This is a genomic window from Streptomyces sp. NPDC056738 (genome assembly GCF_042790435.1).
GTDB lineage: Bacteria > Actinomycetota > Actinomycetes > Streptomycetales > Streptomycetaceae > Streptomyces.
In genome coordinates this window covers 66,544-90,722 of the sequence record NZ_JBHTZF010000007.1, presented here as the reverse complement: position 1 = coordinate 90,722, position 24,179 = coordinate 66,544, and the positions used below count along the sequence as shown (strand labels likewise).

At 69.7% G+C, this 24,179-nt stretch carries 23 protein-coding genes; 17 read left to right on the top strand and 6 right to left on the bottom strand.

Annotated features, from left to right (window positions below; translation table 11 throughout):
- The first annotated feature begins 6 nt into the window (after positions 1-6).
- The 12 genes from glyA (at position 7) to ACFRIC_RS19710 (ending at position 11,416) form a co-directional block, all read left to right on the top strand.
- Positions 7-1,245, top strand: a complete 1,239-nt coding sequence (glyA, locus tag ACFRIC_RS19765) for a serine hydroxymethyltransferase (protein ID WP_382787366.1) — start codon at positions 7-9, stop codon at positions 1,243-1,245.
- Between the two features lie 129 nt (positions 1,246-1,374).
- Complete coding sequence (locus ACFRIC_RS19760) at positions 1,375-2,730, top strand: MraY family glycosyltransferase (RefSeq protein WP_382787364.1); 1,356 nt, start codon at positions 1,375-1,377, stop codon at positions 2,728-2,730.
- A gap of 294 nt (positions 2,731-3,024) precedes the next feature.
- The gene (locus tag ACFRIC_RS19755) at positions 3,025-3,462 is read left to right on the top strand and encodes a hypothetical protein (protein WP_355760478.1); all 438 of its coding nucleotides are present in this window, start codon (positions 3,025-3,027) and stop codon (positions 3,460-3,462) included.
- Between the two features lie 225 nt (positions 3,463-3,687).
- Positions 3,688-4,509, top strand: coding sequence for a F0F1 ATP synthase subunit A (gene atpB, locus ACFRIC_RS19750; protein WP_355760475.1), 822 nt, complete (start codon positions 3,688-3,690; stop codon positions 4,507-4,509).
- Between the two features lie 73 nt (positions 4,510-4,582).
- Complete coding sequence (gene atpE / locus ACFRIC_RS19745; RefSeq protein ID WP_028804225.1) at positions 4,583-4,813, top strand: ATP synthase F0 subunit C; 231 nt, start codon at positions 4,583-4,585, stop codon at positions 4,811-4,813.
- A 42-nt stretch (positions 4,814-4,855) separates the two neighbouring features.
- Positions 4,856-5,401: a F0F1 ATP synthase subunit B gene (locus tag ACFRIC_RS19740; RefSeq protein ID WP_382787361.1), complete on the top strand. Its 546-nt coding sequence runs from the start codon at positions 4,856-4,858 to the stop codon at positions 5,399-5,401.
- The gene (locus ACFRIC_RS19735) at positions 5,398-6,219 is read left to right on the top strand and encodes a F0F1 ATP synthase subunit delta (protein WP_382787359.1); all 822 of its coding nucleotides are present in this window, start codon (positions 5,398-5,400) and stop codon (positions 6,217-6,219) included. Before ACFRIC_RS19740 ends, ACFRIC_RS19735 begins: the two co-directional genes overlap by 4 nt.
- Positions 6,220-6,345: 126 nt before the next feature.
- The gene (gene atpA, locus ACFRIC_RS19730; RefSeq protein WP_382787357.1) at positions 6,346-7,935 is read left to right on the top strand and encodes a F0F1 ATP synthase subunit alpha; all 1,590 of its coding nucleotides are present in this window, start codon (positions 6,346-6,348) and stop codon (positions 7,933-7,935) included.
- Positions 7,936-7,956: 21 nt separating this feature from the next.
- The gene (locus ACFRIC_RS19725; protein ID WP_382787355.1) at positions 7,957-8,871 is read left to right on the top strand and encodes a F0F1 ATP synthase subunit gamma; all 915 of its coding nucleotides are present in this window, start codon (positions 7,957-7,959) and stop codon (positions 8,869-8,871) included.
- Positions 8,871-10,307, top strand: coding sequence for a F0F1 ATP synthase subunit beta (gene atpD / locus ACFRIC_RS19720; protein WP_151472280.1), 1,437 nt, complete (start codon positions 8,871-8,873; stop codon positions 10,305-10,307). The genes ACFRIC_RS19725 and atpD overlap by 1 nt, the downstream gene beginning before the upstream one ends.
- A 127-nt stretch (positions 10,308-10,434) precedes the next feature.
- Positions 10,435-10,809 carry a F0F1 ATP synthase subunit epsilon gene (locus tag ACFRIC_RS19715; protein ID WP_037624931.1) on the top strand — a complete coding sequence of 125 codons (375 nt, stop codon included), beginning with the start codon at positions 10,435-10,437 and terminating at the stop codon, positions 10,807-10,809.
- Between the two features lie 160 nt (positions 10,810-10,969).
- Positions 10,970-11,416 (top strand): DUF2550 domain-containing protein, encoded by a 447-nt coding sequence (locus ACFRIC_RS19710; RefSeq protein ID WP_382787352.1) that lies wholly within the window; start codon positions 10,970-10,972, stop codon positions 11,414-11,416.
- Positions 11,417-11,613: 197 nt separating this feature from the next.
- Here ACFRIC_RS19710 and ACFRIC_RS19705 read toward each other — a convergent pair whose 3' ends face one another.
- Together ACFRIC_RS19705 and ACFRIC_RS19700 are read right to left on the bottom strand one after the other, a co-directional pair.
- A complete protein-coding gene (locus ACFRIC_RS19705) occupies positions 11,614-13,440 on the bottom strand; it encodes a glycosyl hydrolase family 18 protein (protein WP_382787350.1) in 1,827 nt (608 codons plus the stop codon).
- A gap of 346 nt (positions 13,441-13,786) precedes the next feature.
- Complete coding sequence (locus tag ACFRIC_RS19700; protein WP_382787347.1) at positions 13,787-14,359, bottom strand: cob(I)yrinic acid a,c-diamide adenosyltransferase; 573 nt, start codon at positions 14,357-14,359, stop codon at positions 13,787-13,789.
- Positions 14,360-14,588: 229 nt separating this feature from the next.
- On the opposite strand from ACFRIC_RS19700, the gene ACFRIC_RS19695 reads away from it, so the two are divergent.
- From ACFRIC_RS19695 to ACFRIC_RS19685, 3 genes are all read left to right on the top strand, one after another.
- Positions 14,589-15,437, top strand: coding sequence for a 3-hydroxyacyl-CoA dehydrogenase family protein (locus ACFRIC_RS19695; RefSeq protein ID WP_382787345.1), 849 nt, complete (start codon positions 14,589-14,591; stop codon positions 15,435-15,437).
- Between the two features lie 216 nt (positions 15,438-15,653).
- Positions 15,654-15,977, top strand: coding sequence for an STAS domain-containing protein (locus ACFRIC_RS19690; protein WP_382787343.1), 324 nt, complete (start codon positions 15,654-15,656; stop codon positions 15,975-15,977).
- A gap of 270 nt (positions 15,978-16,247) precedes the next feature.
- Positions 16,248-18,719 (top strand): ATP-binding protein, encoded by a 2,472-nt coding sequence (locus ACFRIC_RS19685; protein WP_382787341.1) that lies wholly within the window; start codon positions 16,248-16,250, stop codon positions 18,717-18,719.
- 100 nt (positions 18,720-18,819) lie between these two features.
- On the opposite strand, the gene nucS is transcribed toward ACFRIC_RS19685, so the two are convergent.
- A complete protein-coding gene (nucS, locus tag ACFRIC_RS19680; RefSeq protein ID WP_382787339.1) occupies positions 18,820-19,491 on the bottom strand; it encodes an endonuclease NucS in 672 nt (223 codons plus the stop codon).
- A 364-nt stretch (positions 19,492-19,855) separates the two neighbouring features.
- On the opposite strand from nucS, the gene ACFRIC_RS19675 reads away from it, so the two are divergent.
- A complete protein-coding gene (locus ACFRIC_RS19675) occupies positions 19,856-20,248 on the top strand; it encodes an SCO5389 family protein (protein WP_103550954.1) in 393 nt (130 codons plus the stop codon).
- A gap of 105 nt (positions 20,249-20,353) precedes the next feature.
- Here ACFRIC_RS19675 and ACFRIC_RS19670 read toward each other — a convergent pair whose 3' ends face one another.
- The gene (locus ACFRIC_RS19670; protein ID WP_382787337.1) at positions 20,354-21,382 is read right to left on the bottom strand and encodes an LLM class flavin-dependent oxidoreductase; all 1,029 of its coding nucleotides are present in this window, start codon (positions 21,380-21,382) and stop codon (positions 20,354-20,356) included.
- 243 nt (positions 21,383-21,625) lie between these two features.
- Here ACFRIC_RS19670 and ACFRIC_RS19665 point away from each other — a divergent pair, with 243 nt between their 5' ends.
- Positions 21,626-21,958 carry an ATP/GTP-binding protein gene (locus ACFRIC_RS19665; RefSeq protein ID WP_361683319.1) on the top strand — a complete coding sequence of 111 codons (333 nt, stop codon included), beginning with the start codon at positions 21,626-21,628 and terminating at the stop codon, positions 21,956-21,958.
- A gap of 45 nt (positions 21,959-22,003) precedes the next feature.
- Here the strand turns inward: ACFRIC_RS19665 and ACFRIC_RS19660 are convergent, their stop codons facing one another.
- Positions 22,004-22,861 carry an ABC transporter permease gene (locus tag ACFRIC_RS19660; RefSeq protein ID WP_382787335.1) on the bottom strand — a complete coding sequence of 286 codons (858 nt, stop codon included), beginning with the start codon at positions 22,859-22,861 and terminating at the stop codon, positions 22,004-22,006.
- On the bottom strand, positions 22,858-24,132 hold the full coding sequence (locus tag ACFRIC_RS19655) for an ABC transporter ATP-binding protein (protein ID WP_382787333.1): 1,275 nt from the start codon (positions 24,130-24,132) through the stop codon (positions 22,858-22,860). Before ACFRIC_RS19655 ends, ACFRIC_RS19660 begins: the two co-directional genes overlap by 4 nt.
- Positions 24,133-24,179: the final 47 nt, after the last annotated feature.

Below are 24,179 nucleotides of genomic sequence, written 5' to 3'. Positions count from 1 at the left end.
CCCACCATGCCGGTCGCCACCTTGCCCGATGCGGATGTACTGAGCCGCCAGGATCCCGAGCTCGCCGAGATCCTGCGCGGTGAGCTGGACCGGCAGTCGACCACGCTGCAGCTCATCGCGGCGGAGAACTTCACCTCGCCCGCCGTGCTGGCCGCGCTCGGCTCGCCGCTGGCGAACAAGTACGCCGAGGGCTATCCCGGAGCACGCCACCACGGCGGCTGCGAGATCGTCGACGTCGCCGAGCGGATCGCCGTCGACCGCGCCAAGGCCCTCTTCGGCGCCGATCACGCCAACGTGCAGTCCCACTCCGGGAGTTCGGCCGTGCTGGCCGCGTACGCCGCCCTGCTGCGGCCCGGTGACACCGTGCTGGCGATGGGCCTGCCCTTCGGCGGTCACCTCACGCACGGGTCGCCCGCGAACTTCTCCGGCCGCTGGTTCGACTTCGTCGGCTACGGCGTCGAGGCGGAGTCGGGGCTGATCGACTACGAGCAGGTGCGCACGCTGGCCCGTGCCCGTCGGCCCAAGGCCGTCGTCTGCGGGTCTATCTCGTACCCGCGGCACATCGACTACGCGCTGTTCCGGGAGATCGCCGACGAGGTCGGCGCCTATCTCATCGCGGACGCCGCCCATCCGATCGGGCTCGTCGCGGGGGGAGCGGCGCCGAACCCGGTGCCGTACGCCGACGTCGTGTGCGCCACCACCCACAAGGTGCTGCGCGGGCCGCGCGGCGGGATGGTGCTGTGCGGCGGCGAGCTGGCCGAGCGGGTCGACCGGGCCGTCTTCCCGTTCACGCAGGGCGGCGCGCAGATGAACGCCATCGCGGCCAAGGCGGTCGCGTTCGGCGAGGCGGCGACCCCGGCCTTCACGGCGTACGTCCACCAGGTGACGGCCAACGCGCGGGTGCTGGCCGCCGGTCTGGAGGCGGAGGGGCTCGCCGTCACCACCGGCGGCACCGACACGCATCTGCTGGTCGCGGATCCGGCGCCGCTCGGCGTCGACGGGCGGACGGCGCGGGGCCGGCTCGCCGCGGCCGGTATGGTCCTCGACACCTGTGCGCTGCCTCACGGTGACGCCCGCGGCCTGCGGCTCGGCACCGCGGCGCTGACCACGCAGGGGATGGACGAGCCGGAGATGGCGCGGGTCGCGGCCCTGTTCGCGGGGGTGCTGCGGGACGAGGTCGACAGCCGCACGGCACGTGAGGAAGTGCGGGAGCTGACGGGAAGATTTCCGCCTTATCCGGACTGACCGGGGGTACGCGTACCGAGGCGCACAGCCACACGTGCAACCATCGTCGCTACCCGAAAGTCCTCAACCATATGCGTGCATCGCTAGGGTGTGGGGCTGTGATGGCCAGCGAGACCTGTGGGGAAGCCCGTGCGTGAATACCTGCTGACGCTCTGCATCACGGCCGCGGTGACGTACCTGCTGACAGGGCCGGTACGTAAATTCGCGATCGTGGCCGGAGCCATGCCGGAAATCCGGGCGCGCGACGTGCACCGTGAACCCACGCCGAGGCTCGGCGGCATCGCCATGTTCTTCGGCCTGTGCGCCGGTCTGCTGGTCGCCGACCACCTGAAGAACCTGAACGCGGTCTTCCAGAACTCCAACGAGCCACGCGCGCTGCTCTCCGGCGCGGCGCTGATCTGGCTGATCGGTGTGCTGGACGACAAGTTCGAGATCGACGCCCTGATCAAGCTCGGCGGACAGATGATCGCCGCGGGCGTGATGGTCATGCAGGGTCTGACGATCCTGTGGCTGCCGATCCCCGGGGTCGGCCTGGTCGCGCTGACCCAGTGGCAGGGCACCCTGCTGACGGTGGCGCTCGTCGTCATCACGATCAACGCGGTCAACTTCGTGGACGGTCTCGACGGCCTGGCCGCCGGCATGGTGTGCATCGCGTCCGCCGCGTTCTTCCTGTACGCCTACCGGATCTGGTACTCGTACGGCATCGAGGCGGCCGCCCCGGCGACGCTGTTCGCGGCGATCCTGATGGGCATGTGCCTGGGCTTCCTGCCGCACAACATGCATCCCGCGCGGATCTTCATGGGCGACTCCGGCTCGATGCTCATCGGGCTGGTGCTGGCCGCCGGCGCCATCTCCATCACCGGGCAGATCGACCCCGATGTGATGAACCTGTTCTCCGGTTCGGAGCGCAACACGGTGCACCAGACGGTGCCGGTGTTCATCCCGCTGCTGCTGCCGCTGACGATCATCGCGATCCCGGCCGCGGACCTGGTGCTCGCGATCGTGCGGCGCACCTGGCGCGGGCAGTCGCCGTTCGCCGCTGACCGGGGGCATCTGCACCACCGCCTCCTGGAGGTCGGCCACTCGCACAGCCGCGCGGTCCTGATCATGTACTTCTGGTCGGCGCTGATCGCGTTCGGCGCTCTCGCGTACTCGGTCAACTCCGGTGCCATGTGGAGCGTTCTCACCATCGCGGCGCTCAGCGCGGTCGGTCTGGTGCTGCTCCTGCTGCCGCGCTTCACGCCGCGTGCCCCGCGCTGGGCCGAGCACCTCCTGCCGCCGCGCTACCGCCGCCGCAGGGCCGCGGCGGCCGGTGCCCGGGACGTGGCGCCCGTGACCCACGAGGCGGCGCCGGAGGGCGAGCCGGACGAGGCGCGTGAGCACCGTGCTCCGGCTGCTGCCGGAGTCTCAGGAGTCAACGGAGCGACGGCGATCGGTGCCCGTCCGAGACTTCTGGACCGGCGTGAGGCCGAGTCCTCGCGCTGAGCCGAAGGTAAGAATCTGACTAACGCGTGACCAAATCGTGGGGGAGTAAAGCGCCCCAATATCAGACAAAGGGGCGCTTGAAATGCACAGACGCGCAGCTTCACTCTCATGTGTGACAGTCAGCACACCAACCAGGTAAAGACCTCATCAAATAGTTTGTGATACGGTTCACGAGAACCCAGGGCAGAGCCGAAGGACCCCTGTACGACGGTCCTTTGGCGTGAGGTTCTCTCTCAGCCCGGGACTACGCTCGTCCATGACGACACGCCCCCCTTAGCAAGCGGAGTTGCCGCCATGCCGTCCAATGACGCCCGGATCCTCCTTCAGGCCGCCGTACCCACGGCTGCCGTCGGCGCGATTGCCGCCGTCGTCAGCGGTGTGGTCGCCGGCGGCAAGGGAGCGCTCGGGGCGGTCGTCGCGACGCTGGTGGTGCTTCTCTTCATGGGGCTCGGCCTCTACGTCCTGCAGCGCACCGCCAAATCGCTTCCGCACTTGTTCCAGGCGATGGGTCTCCTGCTCTACACGGCACAAATCCTTCTGCTGTTCATCTTTGTCGCCGCGTTCAAGAACACATCGCTGTTCAATCCCAAGTCCTTCGCGCTCACCCTGGTCGTCACCACGCTCGTGTGGATCGGCGCACAGGCACGTGCCCATATGAAGGCCAAGATCCTCTACGTCGAACCCGACTCCTCGAAGGCCGAAAAGCCCGAGAACAAGGGGCACTCGTCGTGAGGGGTAGGGCCGGGATAAGTGCACGCAGGAGATCCTGCTATCGTCCGGTGCCAACTGCGGCATCGCGGGCGCGGGCATCTGAGCTGACGCCTGTTCGATCGCGAGGCTTGATGCCCCTCTGCCGCCCCCACATCCGTAACACCAGCCCAGTGCCGAACCGCGGCTGCGCGCCGCGCCGACACAACGAGGATGCCGTACCTATGCGCCACGCTGAAGGAGCCCGCGGTGAGTGCTGACCCGACGCAGGTGCTCGCCTTCGAGACCGACTGCCACATCTTCGACGGTTGTGGCTTCCCGGCACCGGGCCTGCACTCGTTCCTGTTCGAGCCTCTCTGGGGCGACGGGGACAGCAACTTGTACTTCAACAAGACGATGCTCCTGGCGCTGCTCGGCTCGATCGTCATCGTCGCCTTCTTCTGGGCCGCCTTCCGCAAGCCGAAGGTCGTCCCGGGCAAGCTGCAGATGGTCGCCGAGACCGGCTACGACTTCATCCGCCGCGGCGTCGTCTACGAGACGATCGGCAAGAAGGAAGGCGAGAAGTACGTTCCGCTGATCGTCTCGCTGTTCTTCTTCATCTGGATGATGAACCTCTGGTCGATCATTCCCGTCGCCCAGTTCCCGGTGACGGCGATCATCTCGTACCCCGCGGTACTGGCCGGCATCGTCTACATCGTCTGGGTGTCCCTGACGTTCAAGCGCCACGGTTTCGTCGGAGCGTTCAAGAACTTCAGCGGCTACGACAAGTCGCTCGGCCCGGTTCTCCCGCTGGCCATGTTCATCGAGCTGCTCTCGAACCTGATCGTCCGGCCGTTCACGCACGCGGTGCGACTCTTCGCGAACATGTTCGCGGGCCACACGCTGCTGCTGCTGTTCACGATCGCCACCTGGTACCTGCTCAACGGCTTCGGGATCGTCTACTCGGGCGTCTCGTTCATCATGGTCATCGTCATGACGGCCTTCGAGCTGTTCATCCAGGCCCTGCAGGCGTACGTGTTCGTGCTGCTGACCTGCACCTTCATCCAGGGCGCGCTGGCCGAGCACCACTGAGCGCCCCTCCCTCCACCCCGCATTCGTCCGGTGGCCACCCCCCACCGGTCCGTAAAGAAAAGGAAGAACTGGCATGTCCCAGACCCTTGCCGCTGTCTCCGGCTCGCTCGGCTCGATCGGTTACGGCCTCGCGGCCATCGGCCCCGGCGTCGGCGTCGGCATCATCTTCGGTAACGGCACCCAGGCTCTCGCCCGTCAGCCCGAGGCCGCCGGTCTGATCCGCGCCAACCAGATCCTCGGCTTCGCCTTCTGTGAGGCGCTCGCCCTCATCGGTCTGGTCATGCCGTTCGTCTACGGCACCTGATCCACCCGATCAGCGACAGCCCACTAGACGAAAGGCACTGACATGAGCCACCTGCTCATTCTGGCGGCCGAGGAGAAGGAAAACCCCCTCGTCCCGCCGATCCCCGAGCTTGTCATCGGCCTGCTCGCCTTCGTCATCGTCTTCGGCTTCCTGGCCTGGAAGCTTCTCCCGAACATCAACAAGGTTCTGGAGCAGCGTCGCGAGGCCATCGAGGGCGGTATCGAAAAGGCCGAGGCCGCGCAGACCGAGGCCCAGAGCGTTCTCGAGCAGTACAAGGCTCAGCTCGCCGAGGCCCGTCACGAGGCCGCGCGCCTGCGCCAGGAGGCACAGGAGCAGGGCGCCACGCTCATCGCCGAGATGCGCGCGGAAGGCCAGCGGCAGCGCGACGAGATCGTCGCCGCCGGCCACACGCAGATCGACGCCGACCGCAAGGCCGCCGCTCACTCGCTGCGTCAGGACGTCGGCACCCTTGCCACCGACCTGGCCGGCAAGCTCGTCGGCGAGTCCCTCGAGGACCACGCCCGCCAGAGCCGTGTCATCGACCGTTTCCTCTCCGAGCTTGAGGAGAAGGCCGAGGCGGCTCGATGACTGCACACGGAGCGAGCCGCGAGGCAACCGCAGCCGCACGTGAGCGTCTCGACGCGCTGACGGACTCGACGTCCGTGGACGCGGCCCGGCTCGCCGACGAGCTGGCCGCGGTCACCGCGCTGCTCCACCGCGAGGTGTCGCTGCGTCGGGTCCTCACCGACCCGGCGCAGCCCGGCGAGGCCAAGGCCGAGCTGGTCCAGCGCCTGATCGGCGGCCAGGTGGGCGGCAGCGCCGCCGACCTGGTGTCCGGCATGGTGCGTTCCCGCTGGTCGCAGCCCCGCGACCTGGTGGACGCGCTGGAGGAGCTCACCGCCACCGCCGACCTCACGGCGGCGCAGCGGACGGGCGCTCTCGACAACGTCGAGGACGAGCTGTTCCGCTTCGGCCGGATCGTCGCCTCGAACACCGAGCTGCGCGCCGCGCTGACCGACCGGGCCGCCACCACGGCGGCCAAGAGCGAGCTGCTGCGCAGCCTGCTCGGCGGCCGGGCCGACGTGACGACCGAGCGTCTGGTGACGCGTCTCGTGACCGCGCCCCGCGGACGTAGCCTGGAAGCGGGACTCGAGTCCCTGTCCAAGCTCGCCGCCGAGCGCCGCGACCGCATGGTCGCCGTGGTCACCTCCGCGGTGCCGCTGAGTGACGGACAGAAGCAGCGCCTCGGCGCCGCCCTGGCCAAGCTCTACGGCCGCCCGATGCACCTCAACCTCGACGTGGACCCCGATGTCCTCGGCGGGATCCGGGTGCAGGTCGGCGACGAGGTCATCAACGGTTCCATCGCGGACCGACTCGAGGACGCCGCCCGCCGCATGGCGAGCTAGTAACACACAAGCAGTACGCAATTACGGCCCTGGTTGGGCCGTGCAGAGGATTCACCTCTCATCGGGGGGAGTCCCCCATCCCCCCAAGTGAAACTTCGGGCCCAACAAGGAGAGCAGGGAACCCAGATGGCGGAGCTCACGATCCGGCCGGAGGAGATCCGGGACGCACTGGAGAACTTTGTCCAGTCGTACCAGCCGGACGCGGCCTCGCGCGAGGAGGTCGGTACGGTCACCGTCGCCGGCGACGGTATCGCCAAGATCGAGGGTCTTCCCTCGGCCATGGCGAACGAGCTGCTGAAGTTCGAGGACGGAACCCTCGGCCTCGCGCTGAACCTGGAAGAGCGCGAGATCGGTGCGGTCGTCCTCGGCGAGTTCAGCGGTATCGAAGAGGGCCAGCCGGTGCAGCGCACCGGTGAGGTGCTGTCCGTCGCCGTGGGCGAGGGCTACCTCGGCCGCGTCGTCGACCCGCTCGGCAACCCGATCGACGGCCTCGGCGAGATCGAGACGTCCGGCCGCCGCGCCCTCGAGCTGCAGGCCCCGGGCGTCATGGTCCGCAAGTCGGTGCACGAGCCGATGGAGACGGGCTACAAGGCCGTCGACGCGATGACCCCGATCGGCCGTGGCCAGCGTCAGCTGATCATCGGCGACCGTCAGACCGGCAAGACCGCGCTGGCCGTCGACACGATCATCAACCAGCGCGACAACTGGCGCTCGGGCGACACCAAGAAGCAGGTCCGCTGCATCTACGTCGCCATCGGTCAGAAGGGTTCGACCATCGCCTCCGTGCGTGGCGCCCTCGAAGAGGCCGGCGCGCTGGAGTACACGACCATCGTCGCCGCCCCGGCGTCCGACCCGGCCGGCTTCAAGTACCTTGCGCCGTACACCGGTTCGGCCATCGGTCAGCAGTGGATGTACGAGGGCAAGCACGTCCTCATCATCTTCGACGACCTCTCGAAGCAGGCCGACGCCTACCGCGCCGTGTCCCTGCTGCTCCGCCGTCCGCCGGGCCGCGAGGCCTACCCCGGTGACGTCTTCTACCTGCACTCCCGTCTGCTGGAGCGCTGCGCGAAGCTCTCCGACGACCTGGGCGCCGGTTCGATGACGGGTCTGCCGATCGTCGAGACCAAGGCGAACGACGTGTCGGCGTTCATCCCGACCAACGTCATCTCCATCACCGACGGCCAGTGCTTCCTGGAGTCCGACCTGTTCAACGCCGGCCAGCGTCCGGCCCTGAACGTCGGTATCTCGGTCTCCCGCGTCGGTGGCTCCGCCCAGCACAAGGCGATGAAGCAGGTCTCCGGCCGTCTGCGCCTCGACCTGGCCCAGTACCGCGAGCTGGAGGCGTTCGCCGCCTTCGGTTCCGACCTGGACGCCGCGTCGAAGTCGCAGCTGGAGCGCGGTCAGCGTCTGGTGGAGCTGCTCAAGCAGGCTCAGTACCAGCCGATGCCGACCGAGGACCAGGTCGTCTCCGTGTGGTCCGCGACCACCGGCAAGATGGACGACGTCCCGGTCGCCGACATCCGCCGCTTCGAGAAGGAGCTCCTGGAGTACCTGCACCGCAAGGAGCAGGGCCTCATGACCTCCATCAAGGAGGGCGGCAAGATGTCGGACGACACGCTCACCGCCATCGCCGACGGCATCGCGGACTTCAAGAAGCAGTTCGAGACCTCGGACGGGAAGCTTCTCGGCGAGGACGCTCCGGCCGCCGCCAAGTGACGTAAGGAAGGGACCTGACTCATGGGAGCCCAGCTCCGGGTCTACAAGCGTCGCATCCGATCCGTCACCGCGACCAAGAAGATCACCAAGGCGATGGAGATGATCGCCGCCTCGCGCGTCGTCAAGGCGCAGCGCAAGGTGGCGGCCTCCACGCCGTACGCGACCGAGCTCACCCGCGCGGTCACGGCGGTCGGCACCGGTTCGAACACCAAGCACCCGCTGACCACGGAGGCGGAGACGGCGACCCGTTCCGCGGTGCTGCTCCTCACGAGCGACCGCGGACTGGCCGGCGCCTTCAACTCCAACGCCATCAAGGCGGCGGAGCAGCTCACCGCCCGTCTCGAGGCCGAGGGCAAGAAGGTCGACACGTACATCGTCGGCCGCCGCGGTCTGGCCCACTACAACTTCCGCGAGCGCAAGGTCGTGGAGTCGTGGTCGGGCTTCACCGACGAGCCCACGTACGCGGACGCGAAGAAGGTCGCGGGTCCGCTCATCGAGGCCATCGAGAAGGACACGGCGGACGGCGGCGTGGATGAAATCCACATCGTCTACACCGAGTTCGTCTCGATGATGACGCAGACGGCCATCGACGGCCGGCTGCTGCCGCTTCGCCTCGAAGAGGTCGCGGAGGAAGCGCCCAAGGGCGAGATCCTCCCGCTGTTCGAGTTCGAGCCGTCGGCGGAGGACGTCCTCGACGCCCTGCTGCCGCGCTACGTCGAGAGCCGTATCTACAACGCGCTGCTCCAGTCGGCTGCCTCCAAGCACGCCGCCACGCGCCGCGCGATGAAGTCGGCGACCGACAACGCGGGAGACCTGATCACCACGCTCTCCCGACTTGCCAATGCGGCCCGCCAGGCCGAAATCACCCAGGAAATCAGCGAGATCGTCGGCGGCTCCGCAGCCCTTGCCGACGCGACCGCGGGGAGTGACAAGTAATGACGACGACTTCTGAGACGGCCGTTGCCACGGGCCGCGTCGCCCGGGTCATCGGCCCGGTCGTCGACGTGGAGTTCCCCGTCGACGCGATGCCTGACATCTACAACGCTCTTCACGTCGAGGTGGCCGACCCGGCCGACGCCGGCGCCAAGAAGACGCTGACCCTGGAAGTCGCCCAGCACCTGGGTGACGGCCTGGTCCGTACGATCTCCATGCAGCCCACGGACGGTCTGGTCCGCCAGGCCGTCGTCACCGACACGGGCACGGGCATCTCCGTCCCGGTCGGCGACTTCACCAAGGGCAAGGTGTTCAACACCCTCGGTGAGGTGCTGAACTCGGACGAGAAGTACTCGGGCGAGCGCTGGTCCATCCACCGCAAGGCCCCGCGCTTCGACGAGCTCGAGTCGAAGACCGAGATGTTCGAGACCGGCGTCAAGGTCATCGACCTTCTCACCCCGTACGTCAAGGGTGGAAAGATCGGTCTGTTCGGTGGTGCCGGCGTCGGCAAGACGGTGCTCATCCAGGAGATGATCTACCGCGTCGCCAACAACCACGACGGTGTCTCCGTGTTCGCCGGTGTCGGCGAGCGCACCCGTGAGGGCAACGACCTCATCGAGGAGATGTCGGACTCGGGCGTCATCGACAAGACCGCCCTTGTCTTCGGCCAGATGGACGAGCCCCCGGGCACCCGTCTGCGCGTGGCCCTCGCGGGTCTGACCATGGCGGAGTACTTCCGCGATGTGCAGAAGCAGGACGTGCTGTTCTTCATCGACAACATCTTCCGCTTCACGCAGGCCGGTTCCGAGGTCTCGACCCTGCTCGGCCGTATGCCCTCCGCGGTGGGTTACCAGCCGAACCTGGCCGACGAGATGGGTCTCCTCCAGGAGCGCATCACCTCGACCCGGGGTCACTCGATCACCTCGATGCAGGCGATCTACGTCCCCGCGGACGACCTGACCGACCCGGCCCCGGCCACCACGTTCGCCCACCTCGACGCGACGACGGTTCTCTCCCGTCCGATCTCCGAGAAGGGCATCTACCCGGCCGTGGACCCGCTGGACTCCACGTCCCGCATCCTGGACCCCCGCTACATCGCGGCGGACCACTACGCGGCCGCGATGCGCGTCAAGTCGGTTCTTCAGAAGTACAAGGACCTTCAGGACATCATCGCGATCCTCGGTATCGACGAGCTGGGCGAGGAGGACAAGCTCACCGTCCACCGTGCCCGTCGCGTGGAGCGCTTCCTGTCCCAGAACACCCACGTCGCCAAGCAGTTCACCGGCGTCGACGGGTCGGACGTCCCGCTGGACGAGTCGATCGCGGCCTTCAACGCGATCATCGACGGCGAGTACGACCACTTCCCGGAGCAGGCGTTCTTCCTCTGCGGTGGCATTGAGGACCTCAAGGCCAACGCCAAGGAGCTCGGCGTCTCCTGAACCTCGTGTTCTGACTGAGGGGGCGGGGCCGCACCTCGCGGGGTGCGGTCCTTCCCCCTCCGTACGCCTACTAGACTTTGACCCAACACCCGGCAGCAACGCCGGGTGGTGACCCGAGGAGCCCACCTTGGCTGCTGAGCTGCACGTCGAGCTCGTCGCCGCGGACCGCAGTGTCTGGTCCGGCGAGGCCACCCTGGTCGTCGCGCGTACCACGTCCGGCGACATCGGCGTCATGCCCGGTCACCAGCCGCTTCTCGGTGTGCTGGAGTCGGGCCCGGTGACCATTCGTACGAGTGATGGTGGAACGGTCGTCGCCGCGGTGCACGGCGGTTTCATCTCCTTCGCCGACAACAAGCTGTCGCTGCTGGCCGAGATCGCCGAGCTGTCGGACGAGATCGACGTCCAGCGTGCGGAGCGGGCGCTCGAGCGCGCAAAGTCGGACGCCGACGCGTCCGCCGAGCGTCGCGCGGACGTCCGTCTGCGTGCGGTGGCGACCCGCTGACCCTTGGTGCGACCCCAGCCCTGCAGGCGCTGGGGGAGCACTGTGCAAGGCTTTGACTCAGCCGCGGCTGGGACCGGATCACTCCGGCCCTGGCCGCGGCTGAGGCAAATCCGGACGTTTTTTCTTTTCCGTTACCTAGGAGACGAGGAGGTCGGTGTCGATGGTCCTCGCTCTGACTGTGTGCGGAGTGGTAGTGGCGCTCGTGGTGGTGGGGCTGTTCGTCTTCGGCCTCCGTCGCCGGCTCATCCAGCGCTCCGGCGGAACGTTCGACTGCAGCCTGCGCTGGGACGTCCACGAGAAGGGTGACCCCAGTGGCAAGGGCTGGAGCTACGGCGTGGCCCGCTACAACGGCGACCGGGTCGAGTGGTACCGCGTCTTCTCGTACGCGCCCCGCCCGCGCCGCGTCCTCGAACGCTCGGCGATCGAGGTGGCCGGCCGTCGCGCCGCCGAGGGCGAGGAGGAGCTCGCGCTGCTCTCCGACGCGATCATCCTGGCCTGTCTGCACCGCGGGACGCGCCTCGAACTGGCGATGAGCGAGGACGCGCTGACGGGATTCCTGGCCTGGCTGGAGGCCGCACCGCCCGGCCAGCGGGTGAACGTCGCCTGAGGCTCCCTCTGCCGGCCCGTCGGCTCCCTGATGCCGTACGGGCCCTTCTGCATGCCGTACGGGCGCTGCGGTGTGCCGTACGGGTGCCCTTCGCGCTCTCCTGGACCCGGACAGCGAACCGCGGGCAGACCCCTGGAGGTCTGCCCGCGGTTCGTTTCGTGGTGCGGGGTGGAGCGGTGCTCAGTGCCGGCCGGTGATCAGCTCAGGCCGCTGTTGATGGCGCTGACGAGTTCACCGTTGCTGGTGTCTCCGCTGAACTCCCAGAAGAAGGCGCCGCCCAGGCCCTGGCTCTTGGCCCACGCCATCTTCGTCCCGATGGTGGCCGGGGTGTCGTACGACCACCAGTTGTTGCCGCAGTAGGCGTACGCCGTGCCGGCGACGAGGCCCGTGGAGGGGCAGGACGTCTTGAGGACCTTGTAGTCCTCGATGCCCTGCTCGTACGTGCCGGCCGCGGGGCCGGTCGCCGTGCCGCCGGGCGCGGACTGGGTGACCCCGGTCCAGCCGCGGCCGTAGAAGCCGATGCCGATGAGCAGCTTGCTCGCGGGCACGCCCTTCGACTTGAACTTGGCGATCGCGTCGGCGGTGGTGAAGCCCGGCGTCGGGATGCCGCTGTACGAGGTGAGCGGGGAGTGCGGGGCGGTCGGGCCCTGCGCGTTGAACGCTCCGAAGAAGTCGTACGACATCACGTTGTACCAGTCGACGTACTGCGAGGCGCCCGCGTAGTCCGCGGCGTCGATCTTGCCGCCGGAGGTGCCGTCGGCGGTGGTGGCCGCGGTGACCAGGTTGTTCGAGCCGAACTTGGCGCGCAGGGCCTGCATCAGGTTCTTGTAGGCCGCCGCACCGCTGCTGTCACAGGACAGACCGCAGGCGTTCGGGTACTCCCAGTCGATGTCGATGCCGTCGAAGACGTCGGCCCAGCGCGGGTCCTCGACCAGGTTGTAGCAGGAGTTGGCGAAGGCGGTCGGGTTGGCCGCCGCCTGGGCGAAGCCACCGGACCAGGTCCAGCCGCCGAAGGACCACAGCACCTTGATGTTCGGGTACTTGGCCTTCAGCTCACGGAGCTGGTTGAAGTTGCCGCGCAGCGGCTGGTCCCAGGTGTCGGCGACGCCGCTGACCGACTGGTCGGCGGTGAAAGCCTTGTCGTAGTCGGCGTAGGAGTCGCCGATGGCGCACTGGCCGTTGGTGACGTTGCCGAAGGCGTAGTTGATGTGCGTGATCTTGGCGGCCGAGCCCGACGTCACGAGGTTCTTGACGTTGTAGTTGCGGCCGTAGATGCCCCACTCGGTGAAGTAGCCGAGCTTGACGTTCTTGCCGCTGGGCGGCGGGTCCGTGGTGCCGCCGGTGGTGTGGACGGCGACGGAGCCGCTGACCGGACCGGTCTGGTCGGCGGTGTCACGGGCCTGGACGGTGTACGAGTAGTCGGTGCCGGCGGTCAGGCCGGTGTCCGTGTACGAGGTCGTCGTCACGGTCGCGACCTTGCTGCCGCCGCGCAGGATGTCGTAGTTCTTGACGCCCTTGTCGTCGGTCGCCGCGCTCCAGGAGAGCTTCACCGAGGTGTCGGTGACGGAGGAGGCGGTGGGGGTGCCCGGCGCGGAGGGCGCGCTGTCACCGGGGACGGTGGTGCCGCCGTCACAACTGCCGCCGTTGAGCGTGCAGTTCGACGGGGAGCCGCTGCCCGAGCCGTTGAAGCCGAAGGAGACGGAGGCGCCCGCGGCGAGGCTGCCGTTGTAGGACTTGTTCTTGGCGGTCCAGTGGTTGCCCGAGCTGGTGACGTCCGCGTCCCAGGCCGAGGTGACGGCGGTGCCGGAGGGGAAGTCCCACTGGATCGTCCACGAACTGATCGCGGTGGTACCGGTGTTCTTGACGGTCCACTTGCCTTCGAAGCCCGTGCCCCAGTCCTGGGTCTTCGTGTAGGTGGCGGTGGCGCTGTCGGCGGCATGGGCCGGACTCGCGAGACCGACCAGGCCGGCCAGGGGGAGCAGCAGCGTGGCGAGCCCTGCCGTCGCTCTTTGTCTGAAGCGCATTCCGCGCCTCCTCGGGGGGAGTTGGGGAGGGAGGGGCGTGACTGAGCCTTCACACCCACGGTGCCGTGAGAATAGGAAGGTCTGGACCACAGGTCAATAGGTCTGGACCACTAGTTCCCTGCTCCTCTTGATCCTCAACTACCGTATGGGCGCAACGCCTTGACGGCCGGTCGCACCGTTCTGACGGACCGGCAGGCGGCTGACATGGGCCTTCGCGTCCGCCCGCGTGATCGGCCCGGAGCCCCCGGCGGGGACGACGAAGGGCGCCCGCGCGACGGGCCCGAAGATCGCTTCGAGCCCGGCGCGGACGCCCTGACCGTGTTCGGCGGAAGAGTCCGGGAGCCGCTCAGCGCTCCCCGCCCGGGACCCACAGCACGTCGCCCACGTCCTTGTTCGCCGTGCGCGCCAGGATGAACAGGAGGTCCGAGAGACGGTTGAGATAGGTGGCGGTGAGCGGGTTCATCACCTCGCCGTGGACCTCCAGCGCCGCCCAGGTCGAGCGCTCGGCCCGGCGTACGACCGTGCACGCCTGGTGCAGGAGCGCGGCGCCGGCGGTGCCGCCGGGCAGGATGAAGGAGCGGAGCTTCTCCAGCCGCTCGTTGAACAGGTCGCAGTCCGCCTCCAGCTTGTCGACGTAGAACTGCTCGACCCGCAGCGGCGGGAACTTCGGGTCCTCGACGACGGGCGTCGACAGATCCGCGCCCACGTCGAACAGGTCGTTCTGGACGCGGGTGAGGACCTGGACGATCTCGTCCTCCAGACCGCCCAGCGCGATCGCCGTACCGATCACCGCGTTCGCCTCGTTGGCGTCGGCGTACGCCGAGATCCGCAGATCGGTCTTGGCGACCCTGCTCATGTCCCCGAGGGCGGTGGTGCCCTGGTCGCCGGTGCGGGTGTAGATGCGCGTCAGATTGACCATGGAGTCAATCTAGACGGCCCCGCGCGCCCCGGAGACGCCGTGCCCGCGTCGTGCGGATCACAGGGCGCGGACCCGTCCGGTGAGGCTTCGCGGGGACCGCTGGACGCGACGTGACGGGTGTCTCACGCCCTGAGACCGTGACACGCGTTACTTACGGGTTTCGCGCCCCCTTCCGAACGCTACTCTCCGCCGAAGAGGCATACACAAGCAGCGTGTTAAGGGAGTCTGAGTGGCTGGGAAGCTCGCCGTCATCGGAGCCGGACTCATGGGGTCCGGTATCGCCCAGGTCTCCGCACAGGCGGGCTGGGACGTCGTTCTGCGCGATGTCACCGACGAGGCGCTGAACCGCGGCCTCGACGGCATCAGGGCCTCGTACGACAAGTTCGTGAGCAAGGGCAAGCTGGAAGCCGCCGACGCGGACGCGGCCCTCGCGCGCATCACGGCGACCACCGACCTGGACGCCGCCGCCGACGCGGACATCGTCGTCGAGGCGGTCTTCGAGAAGCTCGAGGTCAAGCACGAGATCTTCCAGGCCCTGGACAAGATCGTGCGCCCCGACACCGTGCTCGCCTCCAACACCTCCGCGATCCCGATCACCAAGATCGCGGCGGCCACGGAGCGCCCGGAGCGGGTCGTCGGCGTGCACTTCTTCTCGCCGGTGCCGATGATGCAGCTCGTCGAGCTGGTCCGCGGCTACAAGACGAGCGACGAAACGCTCGCCGCCGCGCGTGCGTTCAGCGAGTCCGTCGGCAAGACCTGCATCGTCGTCAACCGCGACGTCGCCGGCTTCGTGACCACCCGTCTCATCTCGGCCCTCGTCGTCGAGGCGACGAAGCTGTACGAGTCGGGCGTGGCCACCGCCGAGGACATCGACCTCGCCTGCCGGCTCGGCTTCGGCCACGCCATGGGCCCCCTGGCCACCGCCGACCTCACGGGCGTCGACATCCTGCTCCACGCCACCGGCAACATCTACACCGAGACCCAGGACGAGAAGTTCGCCCCGCCGGAGCTGATGCGCCGGATGGTTGACGCCGGTGACATCGGGCGCAAGAGCGGGCAGGGCTTCTACAAGCACTGAACGATCATGCGGCGACCGGGACACCGGTCGCCGCATGTGCCACGGACGCCGTGCACGCCTCTCGGATGTCACTCCATGAGGTGAATTCGGTATCGGTTCGCTTACAGACGGCAACCTCCGCGGCCCTCAGGCAGTCAGACCATGCACAACATGCAGACGCGAAGACGCGGAAACAGACACACGCGGAGTTACGAGACGCATTCTCGGGGAGCGCATATGTACATCAGGGGCGACCACGCCGAACTGGTCGTCGGGGGCCGCCTCGACGTACGCAGCGCGGCGGACGCCCGTACGGTCCTGCACACCGCCGTCGACGACGGAGCCGGCGACCTGGTGCTCGACCTGTCCGAGCTGGACTCCTGGGACGCCACCGGACTCGGGGTCATCATGGGGGCCCATCGGCGCGCCGGGCGGTGCGGCCGGCGGCTCGTGCTGCGCGGCGTACCGCCGCAGATGCAGCGCCTGCTGGTGGCCACCCGGCTGCACCGGATCCTGGCGATCGAGGGTGGAATCGGGGTCGACTCCCTGCCCCGGGTGTGACCCGGGCACGCGCCCCCGTCGCTCCGCGCGCGCGACCGCGTACGCGTCCCGACCGGCGCACCTTTCCGCTCCCCGTGCACAATCCTCACGAAGGCGTGACGGTTCGGACGGCGCGGTACCCCGCCTGTTCGTAGATACTGTGCGAAGGTTTAGGGTTCGGCTGCCCGCCGACCGAAACCCTACGAGCGGGCACCGGACCAGAAGCGACGAAGCGGTGTGCAGCCAGGCCGGGAGGGCATCGGCACACGACGCTTTTGGGGGGCTTGGAACATGGACCCGATCAACCGGGGACCCGACGAGTACGGCCGTCAGGACGACAGCCAGGTGACCCGCCCGCGCCCGCCGCGCGACCCGCTCGCAGCGGACCTCGGACAGCACAAGCCCGTACTCGTCCGCACGGTCAGGCTCGTCACGGGCGAGTTCGCGCTCACCGTGAACCCCGTCGACGGCAGCGAGCTGGAGAACTGTCCGCCGCACGAACGGCCGCGACCGCCCGTCAAGCGCGCCGCCGCCGAACGCGCCGAACTGGCCCGCGCGGCCCAGCCGCCCGTACCGCCCGGCCCGGCACAGCCCCGGCTGCCGCTCCTGGAGCGCCACGAGGAGCGCGAACAGGTCGTACGCCTTCTCGCGCGCGGCCGCTCGGTACGGCTCACCGGACCCTCGGGATCGGGCCGCACCGTCCTGCTGGACGCCGTCGCCGAGGACTGCGCGGACCTCGCCCCCGACGGCGTCGTCCGCCTCTCCGGCTACGGACGCACCGCGAGCGACGTGCTGCACGACCTCTTCGCCGCCGTCTACGAAGCGCCCCTGCACCGCCCGGACCACGACGAACTGCTCCGGCTCGTCCGCGAGATCGGCGCGGTCGTCGTCCTCGACGACGCGGAGATCGGCGGCGCCGACCTCGACGTGCTGCTCGACGCCACCCCCGAGTGCGCCTTCGTCGTCGCCGCCACCCCCGACATACCGGCCCCGTCCGCCCGCGCCCAGCTCGACGAGGTCCTCCTCGGCGGCCTCGACCGCAGCGGCGGCCTCGAACTGCTGGAGCGCGCCGTCGGACGCGTCCTGACCGAGGACGAGTCGAACTGGGCCGGCGACCTCTGGTTCGAGTCCGAGGGACTGCCGCTGCGCTTCATCCAGGCCGGGGCGCTGCTGCGCCAGCGGGACCGGATGCAGGCCAGCGAAGAGGCCTTCGACGACTACGGCGTCTTCCAGGAAGCCCCGGCCGACGCGACCTTCGAGACCGGCGACGGCGCCGACGTGCCGCTGCCCTCCCTCGCCGAGGGCGCCGCGCCCGCCGCGCTGCTCGCCTCCCGGCTCAGCGAATCGGCGCGCGCCACCCTGCGCTTCGCCGTCGCGCTCGGCGGCGAGGTGCCCCACCAGGCCCATCTGCCCGCGCTCGTGGGCGACACCCACGCGGATGCCGCGCTCGCCGAACTCGCGGCCTCCGCGCTGGTCTCCCCGGTCGGCTCCCGCTACCGGCTCGCCGCCGGTGTGCAGGCCCAGCTCGAGGCCTCCGGCTACGCGGACACCCTCCAGGAGAGCGCGCTGGCCGCGGCCCGGCACTACACCTGGTGGGCCGGGCACCCCTCGGTCACCCCGGAGCGGGTGTGCGCGGAGGCCGACGCGGTGCTCGCCGCGCTGGACGTGCTCGTCCCCGTCACCACCGTCCCGCAGGACGAGGAGGAGGAGAGCGTCTCCGTCCAGCTCGCCCGCACGGCGGCGCCCGCCTTCGCGGCCGGACTGCACTGGAGCGCCTGGGAGCGCGTCCTGCGTCTCGGCGTCGAGGCCTCCGAGCTCGCCGACGACCTGGGCGAACAGGCCTACTTCCACCACGAGCTGGGTGTCCTCGCGCTGTGCGGGCTCCAGCTCGACCGGGCCCGCGCCGAGCTGGAGGCCTCCGTCGCCATGCGCGGCGAACTCGCCGACAAGCGCGGCACCACGGCCGGCCGGCGGGCGCTCGCCCTGGTCGCCGACCGCTCCGGAACCCTCCAGCTCACCAGCGGGGGCAGCCCGTCGGGCGAAGAGGTGCCCGACGCGCGCCACGAAGAGTCGATGTCGCCCCCCGGCGGCGTGCCGGCCGCCTTCCCGCGCACCGACCCGTCGGACGACACCATCACGGTGCTCGCCCGGCCCGGCGGCCTCGGCATACCCGTGGCCAAGCCGCGGAGCGTCGCCGGCCGGCTCGTCGCCGGCACCCGGCGCAACCTGGTGGCCGCGGGCGCGGGCGCGCTCCTCGTCGCCGTCCTCGGGACCGTGGTGACCCTCGGCGCGACCTCGGACCACGACAACGGCACGCCGTCCGAGAAGGTCGGGGTGAACCCGTCGGCCACCCAGGACACCCAGGACGACAGCCTGGGGGCGGACACGCCGAAGAAGGGCGACGACTCCTCCTCCGGAGCCCCGGCCAAGCCCACCGACCCGGGCCCGGACGGCACGTACGGCACCTCGGACGACCCGACGCCGACGGCCACGGCGACCCGGCAGCCGTCCGCCGACCCGAGCGGGACGCGCACCGGCACGAGCAGGCCGTCGAAGTCGCCGACGCCGACGCCGACTCCGACGAAGCCGCCCACGCACCGGCCGTCCTCGCCCCCCGCGCACCCCTCGCCGTCGGCGCCTTCCACGAAGCCGGCGAGCCCGTCGGCGTCCCCGTCGCCGTCGCCCAGCACCTCGACGACCCCGGCCACCTCCGACTCCGCGAGCGGCCCGGTGCCGACGTCGTCGAGCGGTTCGGTGATCTGACCGCGGGGTCCGCACGTACGGCCGGACCCCGAGGGAAACGGGAGAGGGCCGGATCCGTCGTCGGATCCGGCCCTCTCTGTCGTATACGAAGCCCGGGGGCTCAGAACAGCCGCAGCTTGTCGTCCTCGATGCCGCGCAGGGCGTCGTAGTCCAGGACCGCGCAGCCGATGCCGCGGTCGGTGGCGAGGACACGGGCCTGCGGCTTGATCTCCTGGGCTGCGAAGATGCCGCGGACCGGCGCGAGGTGCGGGTCGCGGTTCAACAGCTCCAGATAGCGCGTGAGTTGCTCCACGCCGTCGATCTCGCCGCGCCGCTTGATCTCCACGGCGACGGTCTGCCCGTCGGCGTCCCGGCACAGGATGTCGACCGGGCCGATGGCCGTCATGTACTCGCGGCGGATGAGCGAGTAGCCCTCGCCGAGGGTCTCGATCCGGTCGGCGAGCAGCTCCTGGAGGTGCGCTTCCACGCCGTCCTTGATCAGGCCGGGATCCACGCCGAGTTCGTGCGAGGAGTCGTGGAGGATCTCCTCCATCGTGATGATGAGCTTCTCGCCCGCCTTGTTGATGACGGTCCAGACGCCTTCGTCGTCGCCGGACCCCTCCTTCAGTGTGCAGGGCGGCGACATCCAGTTGAGGGGCTTGTAGGCCCGGTCGTCCGCGTGGATCGAGACGCTGCCGTCCGCCTTCACGAGGATCAGGCGGGGCGCCGACGGGAGATGGGCGGTGAGCCGGCCCGCGTAGTCCACGGAACAGCGGGCAATGACGAGACGCATGGTCGGCAACGCTACTCGACCGGCGGTGGTGCACGCGATTCCCGGCCCCGTCCCGCAACCCCCTCCCGCGCCCGGCCCCGAGGCGGAATCCGTGGTTCGCCCCATTTGTTCCGCAGGTCGGTGCCGCCCGGTCCGGACGGCGTTTTCGCGGGTCACCCCATTGATCCTGAAGATTCCGTGTTCCGGTGTGGCCGATTGTCGGCCTACCGGGTGTTCGCTATGTGCCCATTCTCCTGGTGCCGTTACCTGCCGATGCTTACCGTATGAACGGGAGGTCGCGGTACATGTACTCAGCGTGTTCGATACCGCGGTCCCCGTCCCTGTCCGGCAACCCCCGAGGTGTGGGGGTGCGAGAGGAGTACCCATGTCGCTCGACGTCTCACCGGCCCTACTCCAACAGGCCGAGCGAGGCGAGGTCGATGAAGCAGAATTCGTCGACTGCGTCCGGACCTCCCTGCCCTACGCATGGGAGATGATCAGCTCCCTGGTGGCCCAGCTGAAGGTGGACGGCGGCACGTTCGCCGACAACCAGACGCCTCCGCCGGACGAGCAGGCACGTGGCCAGTTGCTGCGTGCGCTCGCGAGTGACGCGATACGCGGCGCGCTGCAGCGGCACTTCGGAGTGCGGCTGGCCTTCCAGAACTGCCACCGGGTGGCGGTGTTCCCACTGGACGACTCGGTGGACGACACACTGGCACGCTTCACCTCGGTCCGCAGTCAGCTGCTCAACCAGTCCCCGGAGTTCAGGGACTGCTGACGCACTGATGCCGCACTGCTTGCCGCTCCGTACGCGGGAGGTGCATTGGTACTGGGGCGGCAAGCTCCCCGTGTGTCCGGCCCGTCGGGGCCGGACACCGTACGGTCATCGGAGCTGGGGCAGCACCTCGGCCCCGAGCCGCCGTACGTTCTCCTCGGTCGCCGCCAGGTCGCCCGAACCCTCGACGAGCAGCGCGAAGCGCCCGATGCCGGTCCGCTCGGAGGTCGCCGCGAGCCGGTCGGCGCACAGCCGCGGCGTGCCCACCGGGTGCAGTCCGCAGAGCAGTTCGGTGTATGCCACCGGGTCCCGCATCGAGCGGAGGCGGCCGTCGACCGTCACATGGGCGTCCAGTCCCTGCTTCAGCCAGCCCGGCATGGCCTTGACGAGCGTCTCGACGGCGTCGGTCCGGCGGTCCGCGATCTGGCAGACGCCGGCGGAGACGTGGGCGGCGGTGTGGATCTCGTCCGAGGGGCGGCCCGCCGCGCGCGCGTGCCGCCGCCACAGCGCGACCATTTCGGCCTTCTCCTCGTCCCCGACGTGCATGCCCAGGAGCATCGGCAGCCCGCGCTCGGCGGCCAGCCGCACGCTCGCGGGCGAGGTGCACGCGACGACGACCTCGGGGCCCGGAGTGCCGCTCAGCGCCTCCGACGGGCGTGGTACGACGGGGACTTCACGGAACGGGAACCGCTCGGAGGTGCCGGCGACCGACGGCTCGCGCAGCCAGCGGATCAGCAGATCGAGTGACTCCGGGAACCCGTGTTCGTACGCCTCCAGGCCCGCCCCGAAGACCTCCAGGTCGACCCAGGGACCGCCGCGGCCGACCCCCAGCGAGAACCGCCCGCCGGACGTCAGGTGCAGCAGGGCGGCCTGTTCGCCGAGCGCCACGGGGTGCGCGGTGGGCAGCACGCTGACCGCCGTGCCGATCCGGATCCGTTCGGTGCGGCCGAGCAGATACGCGGCGAGTGTGACGGCCGACGGGCATGTCCCGTACGGAACGAAGTGGTGTTCGGCCAGCCACACCGCGTCCAGCCCGGCCTCCTCGGCGACCTCGGCGGATCGCACCGCGCGGTGCAGGGCCTCTCCCTGGCCCTGTCCCGGGAACTGGGCGGCGAGTACAAAACTTCCAACGTGCATCGAACTTCCTGCTTCCTCGGCTCCGACACGGAGCTCCCCCACCCGGCATAACCGCCTGACACGTGCCGAAGACACGGCCTTGCGGAGAGATTTGCGGATTGTCTGGGAATTGGGCTGTCCGAAGACCCTCCGAGGACGGTCCGCAGGGGGATCTGTGCGGGTTGGCGGAGTACGCGTACCCCTGTGCGTCCCGCGTAGGCTGGTGTCGGCCCCTGCTCCCTGTATAGCTCCGTGAGGTGTCCCTTGTCCCCGCGTCGCAACCGTCCGAAGGACGCCGGCTCGTCCGGCAGGAGCCCTGAGGAGGACTCGTCGGACCGTTACGGCGGCTGGCAGTCCACGGAGAGCTGGCAGGGCGAGGAGTGGAGCGTGCGTCATGTGGCGGGCGCGAGCGCGCAGGGCAAGACCTACCGCTGCCCCGGCTGCGACCAGTTGATCCCCTCCGGGGTGCCGCACGTGGTGGCCTGGCCGGAGCACTCGGGCGTCGACGAGCGGCGGCACTGGCACAAGGCCTGCTGGAACGCGAAGGACCGCCGCACCTCGCGGGTGCAGCGGTCCCGTAACGCGCCCAGGTTCTAGGCGACTTCGACCGTCCGTCCCCAAGAGCCGGGACGGGCGCGGGCGTCAGACGTCGCGGCGCTCCAGGAGGATGAAGGCGGCGACGACCGCGGCCGCGGTGACGCCGGCGAGCAGGCCGAGCTGCGCTCCGCCGTGGCCGCTCTCCGAGTCGAGCCGGAAGACGTGGGCGAGGGCGTTCGGCGCGTTGTACTCCTGCATCTTCTCGCCGATCTTGCGCATGCTCTCGGACATCATCAGGAACGCGGGCATGATCGCGGGCACCAGCACGACGCCGAGCATCGTGGTGATCGCGCCGGCCGAGTGACGCAGCATCGATCCCACCGCGAGCGCGAGAACGCCGAGCAGGGAGACGTACAGGGCGCCCATCAGGACGGTGCCGCCCCAGGCGACCTGGGAGGCGTCGCCCGCGGCGTCGCTGTGCATCCCCTCGGTGAACAGGCCGACGAGACCGATCGCGAACGCCGAGACGGCGAACGCCACCGCGAAGAAGATGATCAGCTTGGCGGCGAGCACCCGGTGGCGCTGCGGCGAGGCCGTGAACGTCGTGCGGATCATGCCGGTGCCGTACTCGGAGGAGACCACCAGCACGCCCAGCGTGATCAGGCAGATCTGCCCGAGCATCAGACCGAAGAACGCCGGGATCGTGTACGGCACGTCGCCGAAGTCCTCGTTCGTCGTCTGCGCGGCGACCAGGAAGCCGATGCCGATCACCAGGAGGAGGAAGATCCCGAGCGTCCACATCGTGGAGCGCACCGACTTGATCTTCGTCCACTCGGAGTGGAGCGCGTGCCCGAGGTGGGTGCGGGTGACGGGGATCGGCGAGGTGTACGAAGTGCCGGGCGCCGCCTGCCAGGCGGGGGCAGCGGCGGCCTGCTGCGGCATCGGGGGCTGGGGCGTGCTCATCGGGCGTCCTCGGGCTTGGTCAGGTCGGCGGCGGGCGCGGGCGCGGTCGTGGGTGCGGACTCGGGCGCCGGAGCGGGTGCGGCGGCGGGCGCCGGGGGGCCCGCGGGCGCCTGGGCGTACGGGTTGGCGTCCGGGGCGCCGGGGGCCGCCGGAGCGCCGTACGGGCCGGGAGCACCGGCACCGGGGGCCGCGGGGGCGCCGTAGGGACCGGCCTGCGGCATGGCGAAGGGCTGCCCGCCCTGCTGGGGCGGCAGCGGCGCGTACCAGCCGGGCTGGCCCTGGCCCGCCACCGGCATCTGCGGGGGAGGCATGGCGCCCGGCGGCAGCGGCTGCTGGAGCCCGGCCTTCTGGTCGACGGTCGAGCGGTAGTCGACGGCTCCCTGCGTCATCCGCATGTACGCCTCCTCAAGCGAGGCCTGGTGCGGGGACAGCTCCCACAAGCGGACGTCGGCGGAGTGCGCGAGGTCGCTGATGCGGGGGAGCGCCAGGCCGGTGACGCGCAGCGCGCCGTCCTGCTCGGGCAGCACCTGGCCGCCGGCCTCGGTCAGCGCGGCGGTCAGCTTCTCGCGCTGCTGCGGCTCGGTGTCGGGGGTGCGCACCCGGGCGAAGTCGGCCGAGTTGTGGGAGATGAACTCCTTGATGCTCTGGTCGGCCAGGAGCTGGCCGCGGCCGATCACGATGAGGTGATCGGCGGTCAGCGCCATCTCGCTCATGAGGTGCGAGGAGACGAAGACCGTACGGCCCTCGGCGGCGAGGGACTTCATCAGGTTGCGCACCCAGAGGATGCCCTCGGGGTCGAGGCCGTTGACCGGCTCGTCGAAGAGGAGCACCTGAGGGTCGCCGAGGAGCGCGGCCGCGATGCCGAGCCGCTGGCCCATGCCGAGCGAGAAGCCCTTGGAGCGCTTCTTCGCCACGTCCTGGAGGCCGACGACGCCGAGCACCTCGTCCACGCGGCGGGCCGGGATGCCCGAGAGCTGCGCCAGGCTCAGCAGGTGGCTGCGGGCGCTGCGGCCGCCGTGGACGGCCTTGGCGTCGAGGAGCGCGCCGACCTGGCGGGGCGCGTTCGGCAGCCTGCGATAGGGGAAGCCGCCGATCGTGACCTGCCCGGAGGTCGGGTTGTCGAGGCCGAGGATCATGCGCATCGTCGTCGACTTGCCCGAGCCGTTGGGCCCGAGGAAGCCGGTGACCGCACCCGGCCGGACCTGGAAGGAAAGGTTGTACACGGCTGTCTTGGCGCCGTAGCGCTTCGTCAGGCCGACTGCCTCGATCATTCTCCGCACCCATCGAAAGGTTCAGGACGTCGGGGCGCACGCCCCCG

What these genes read in the sequence shown, in the direction of transcription:
- ACFRIC_RS19675 (WP_103550954.1), top strand. Translation starts at nt 19,856, where the DNA reads ATGTCGCTCGACGTCTCACCGGCCCTACTCCAACAGGCCGAGCGAGGC.
- ACFRIC_RS19740 (WP_382787361.1), top strand. Translation starts at nt 4,856, where the DNA reads ATGAGCCACCTGCTCATTCTGGCGGCCGAGGAGAAGGAAAACCCCCTC.
- nucS (WP_382787339.1), bottom strand. Translation starts at nt 19,491, where the DNA reads ATGCGTCTCGTCATTGCCCGCTGTTCCGTGGACTACGCGGGCCGGCTC.
- atpA (WP_382787357.1), top strand. Translation starts at nt 6,346, where the DNA reads ATGGCGGAGCTCACGATCCGGCCGGAGGAGATCCGGGACGCACTGGAG.
- atpD (WP_151472280.1), top strand. Translation starts at nt 8,871, where the DNA reads ATGACGACGACTTCTGAGACGGCCGTTGCCACGGGCCGCGTCGCCCGG.
- ACFRIC_RS19685 (WP_382787341.1), top strand. Translation starts at nt 16,248, where the DNA reads ATGGACCCGATCAACCGGGGACCCGACGAGTACGGCCGTCAGGACGAC.
- ACFRIC_RS19735 (WP_382787359.1), top strand. Translation starts at nt 5,398, where the DNA reads ATGACTGCACACGGAGCGAGCCGCGAGGCAACCGCAGCCGCACGTGAG.
- ACFRIC_RS19725 (WP_382787355.1), top strand. Translation starts at nt 7,957, where the DNA reads ATGGGAGCCCAGCTCCGGGTCTACAAGCGTCGCATCCGATCCGTCACC.
- ACFRIC_RS19710 (WP_382787352.1), top strand. Translation starts at nt 10,970, where the DNA reads ATGGTCCTCGCTCTGACTGTGTGCGGAGTGGTAGTGGCGCTCGTGGTG.
- ACFRIC_RS19755 (WP_355760478.1), top strand. Translation starts at nt 3,025, where the DNA reads ATGCCGTCCAATGACGCCCGGATCCTCCTTCAGGCCGCCGTACCCACG.
- ACFRIC_RS19660 (WP_382787335.1), bottom strand. Translation starts at nt 22,861, where the DNA reads ATGAGCACGCCCCAGCCCCCGATGCCGCAGCAGGCCGCCGCTGCCCCC.
- ACFRIC_RS19655 (WP_382787333.1), bottom strand. Translation starts at nt 24,132, where the DNA reads ATGATCGAGGCAGTCGGCCTGACGAAGCGCTACGGCGCCAAGACAGCC.
- ACFRIC_RS19700 (WP_382787347.1), bottom strand. Translation starts at nt 14,359, where the DNA reads ATGGTCAATCTGACGCGCATCTACACCCGCACCGGCGACCAGGGCACC.
- ACFRIC_RS19705 (WP_382787350.1), bottom strand. Translation starts at nt 13,440, where the DNA reads ATGCGCTTCAGACAAAGAGCGACGGCAGGGCTCGCCACGCTGCTGCTC.
- glyA (WP_382787366.1), top strand. Translation starts at nt 7, where the DNA reads ATGCCGGTCGCCACCTTGCCCGATGCGGATGTACTGAGCCGCCAGGAT.
- ACFRIC_RS19690 (WP_382787343.1), top strand. Translation starts at nt 15,654, where the DNA reads ATGTACATCAGGGGCGACCACGCCGAACTGGTCGTCGGGGGCCGCCTC.
- atpE (WP_028804225.1), top strand. Translation starts at nt 4,583, where the DNA reads ATGTCCCAGACCCTTGCCGCTGTCTCCGGCTCGCTCGGCTCGATCGGT.
- ACFRIC_RS19670 (WP_382787337.1), bottom strand. Translation starts at nt 21,382, where the DNA reads ATGCACGTTGGAAGTTTTGTACTCGCCGCCCAGTTCCCGGGACAGGGC.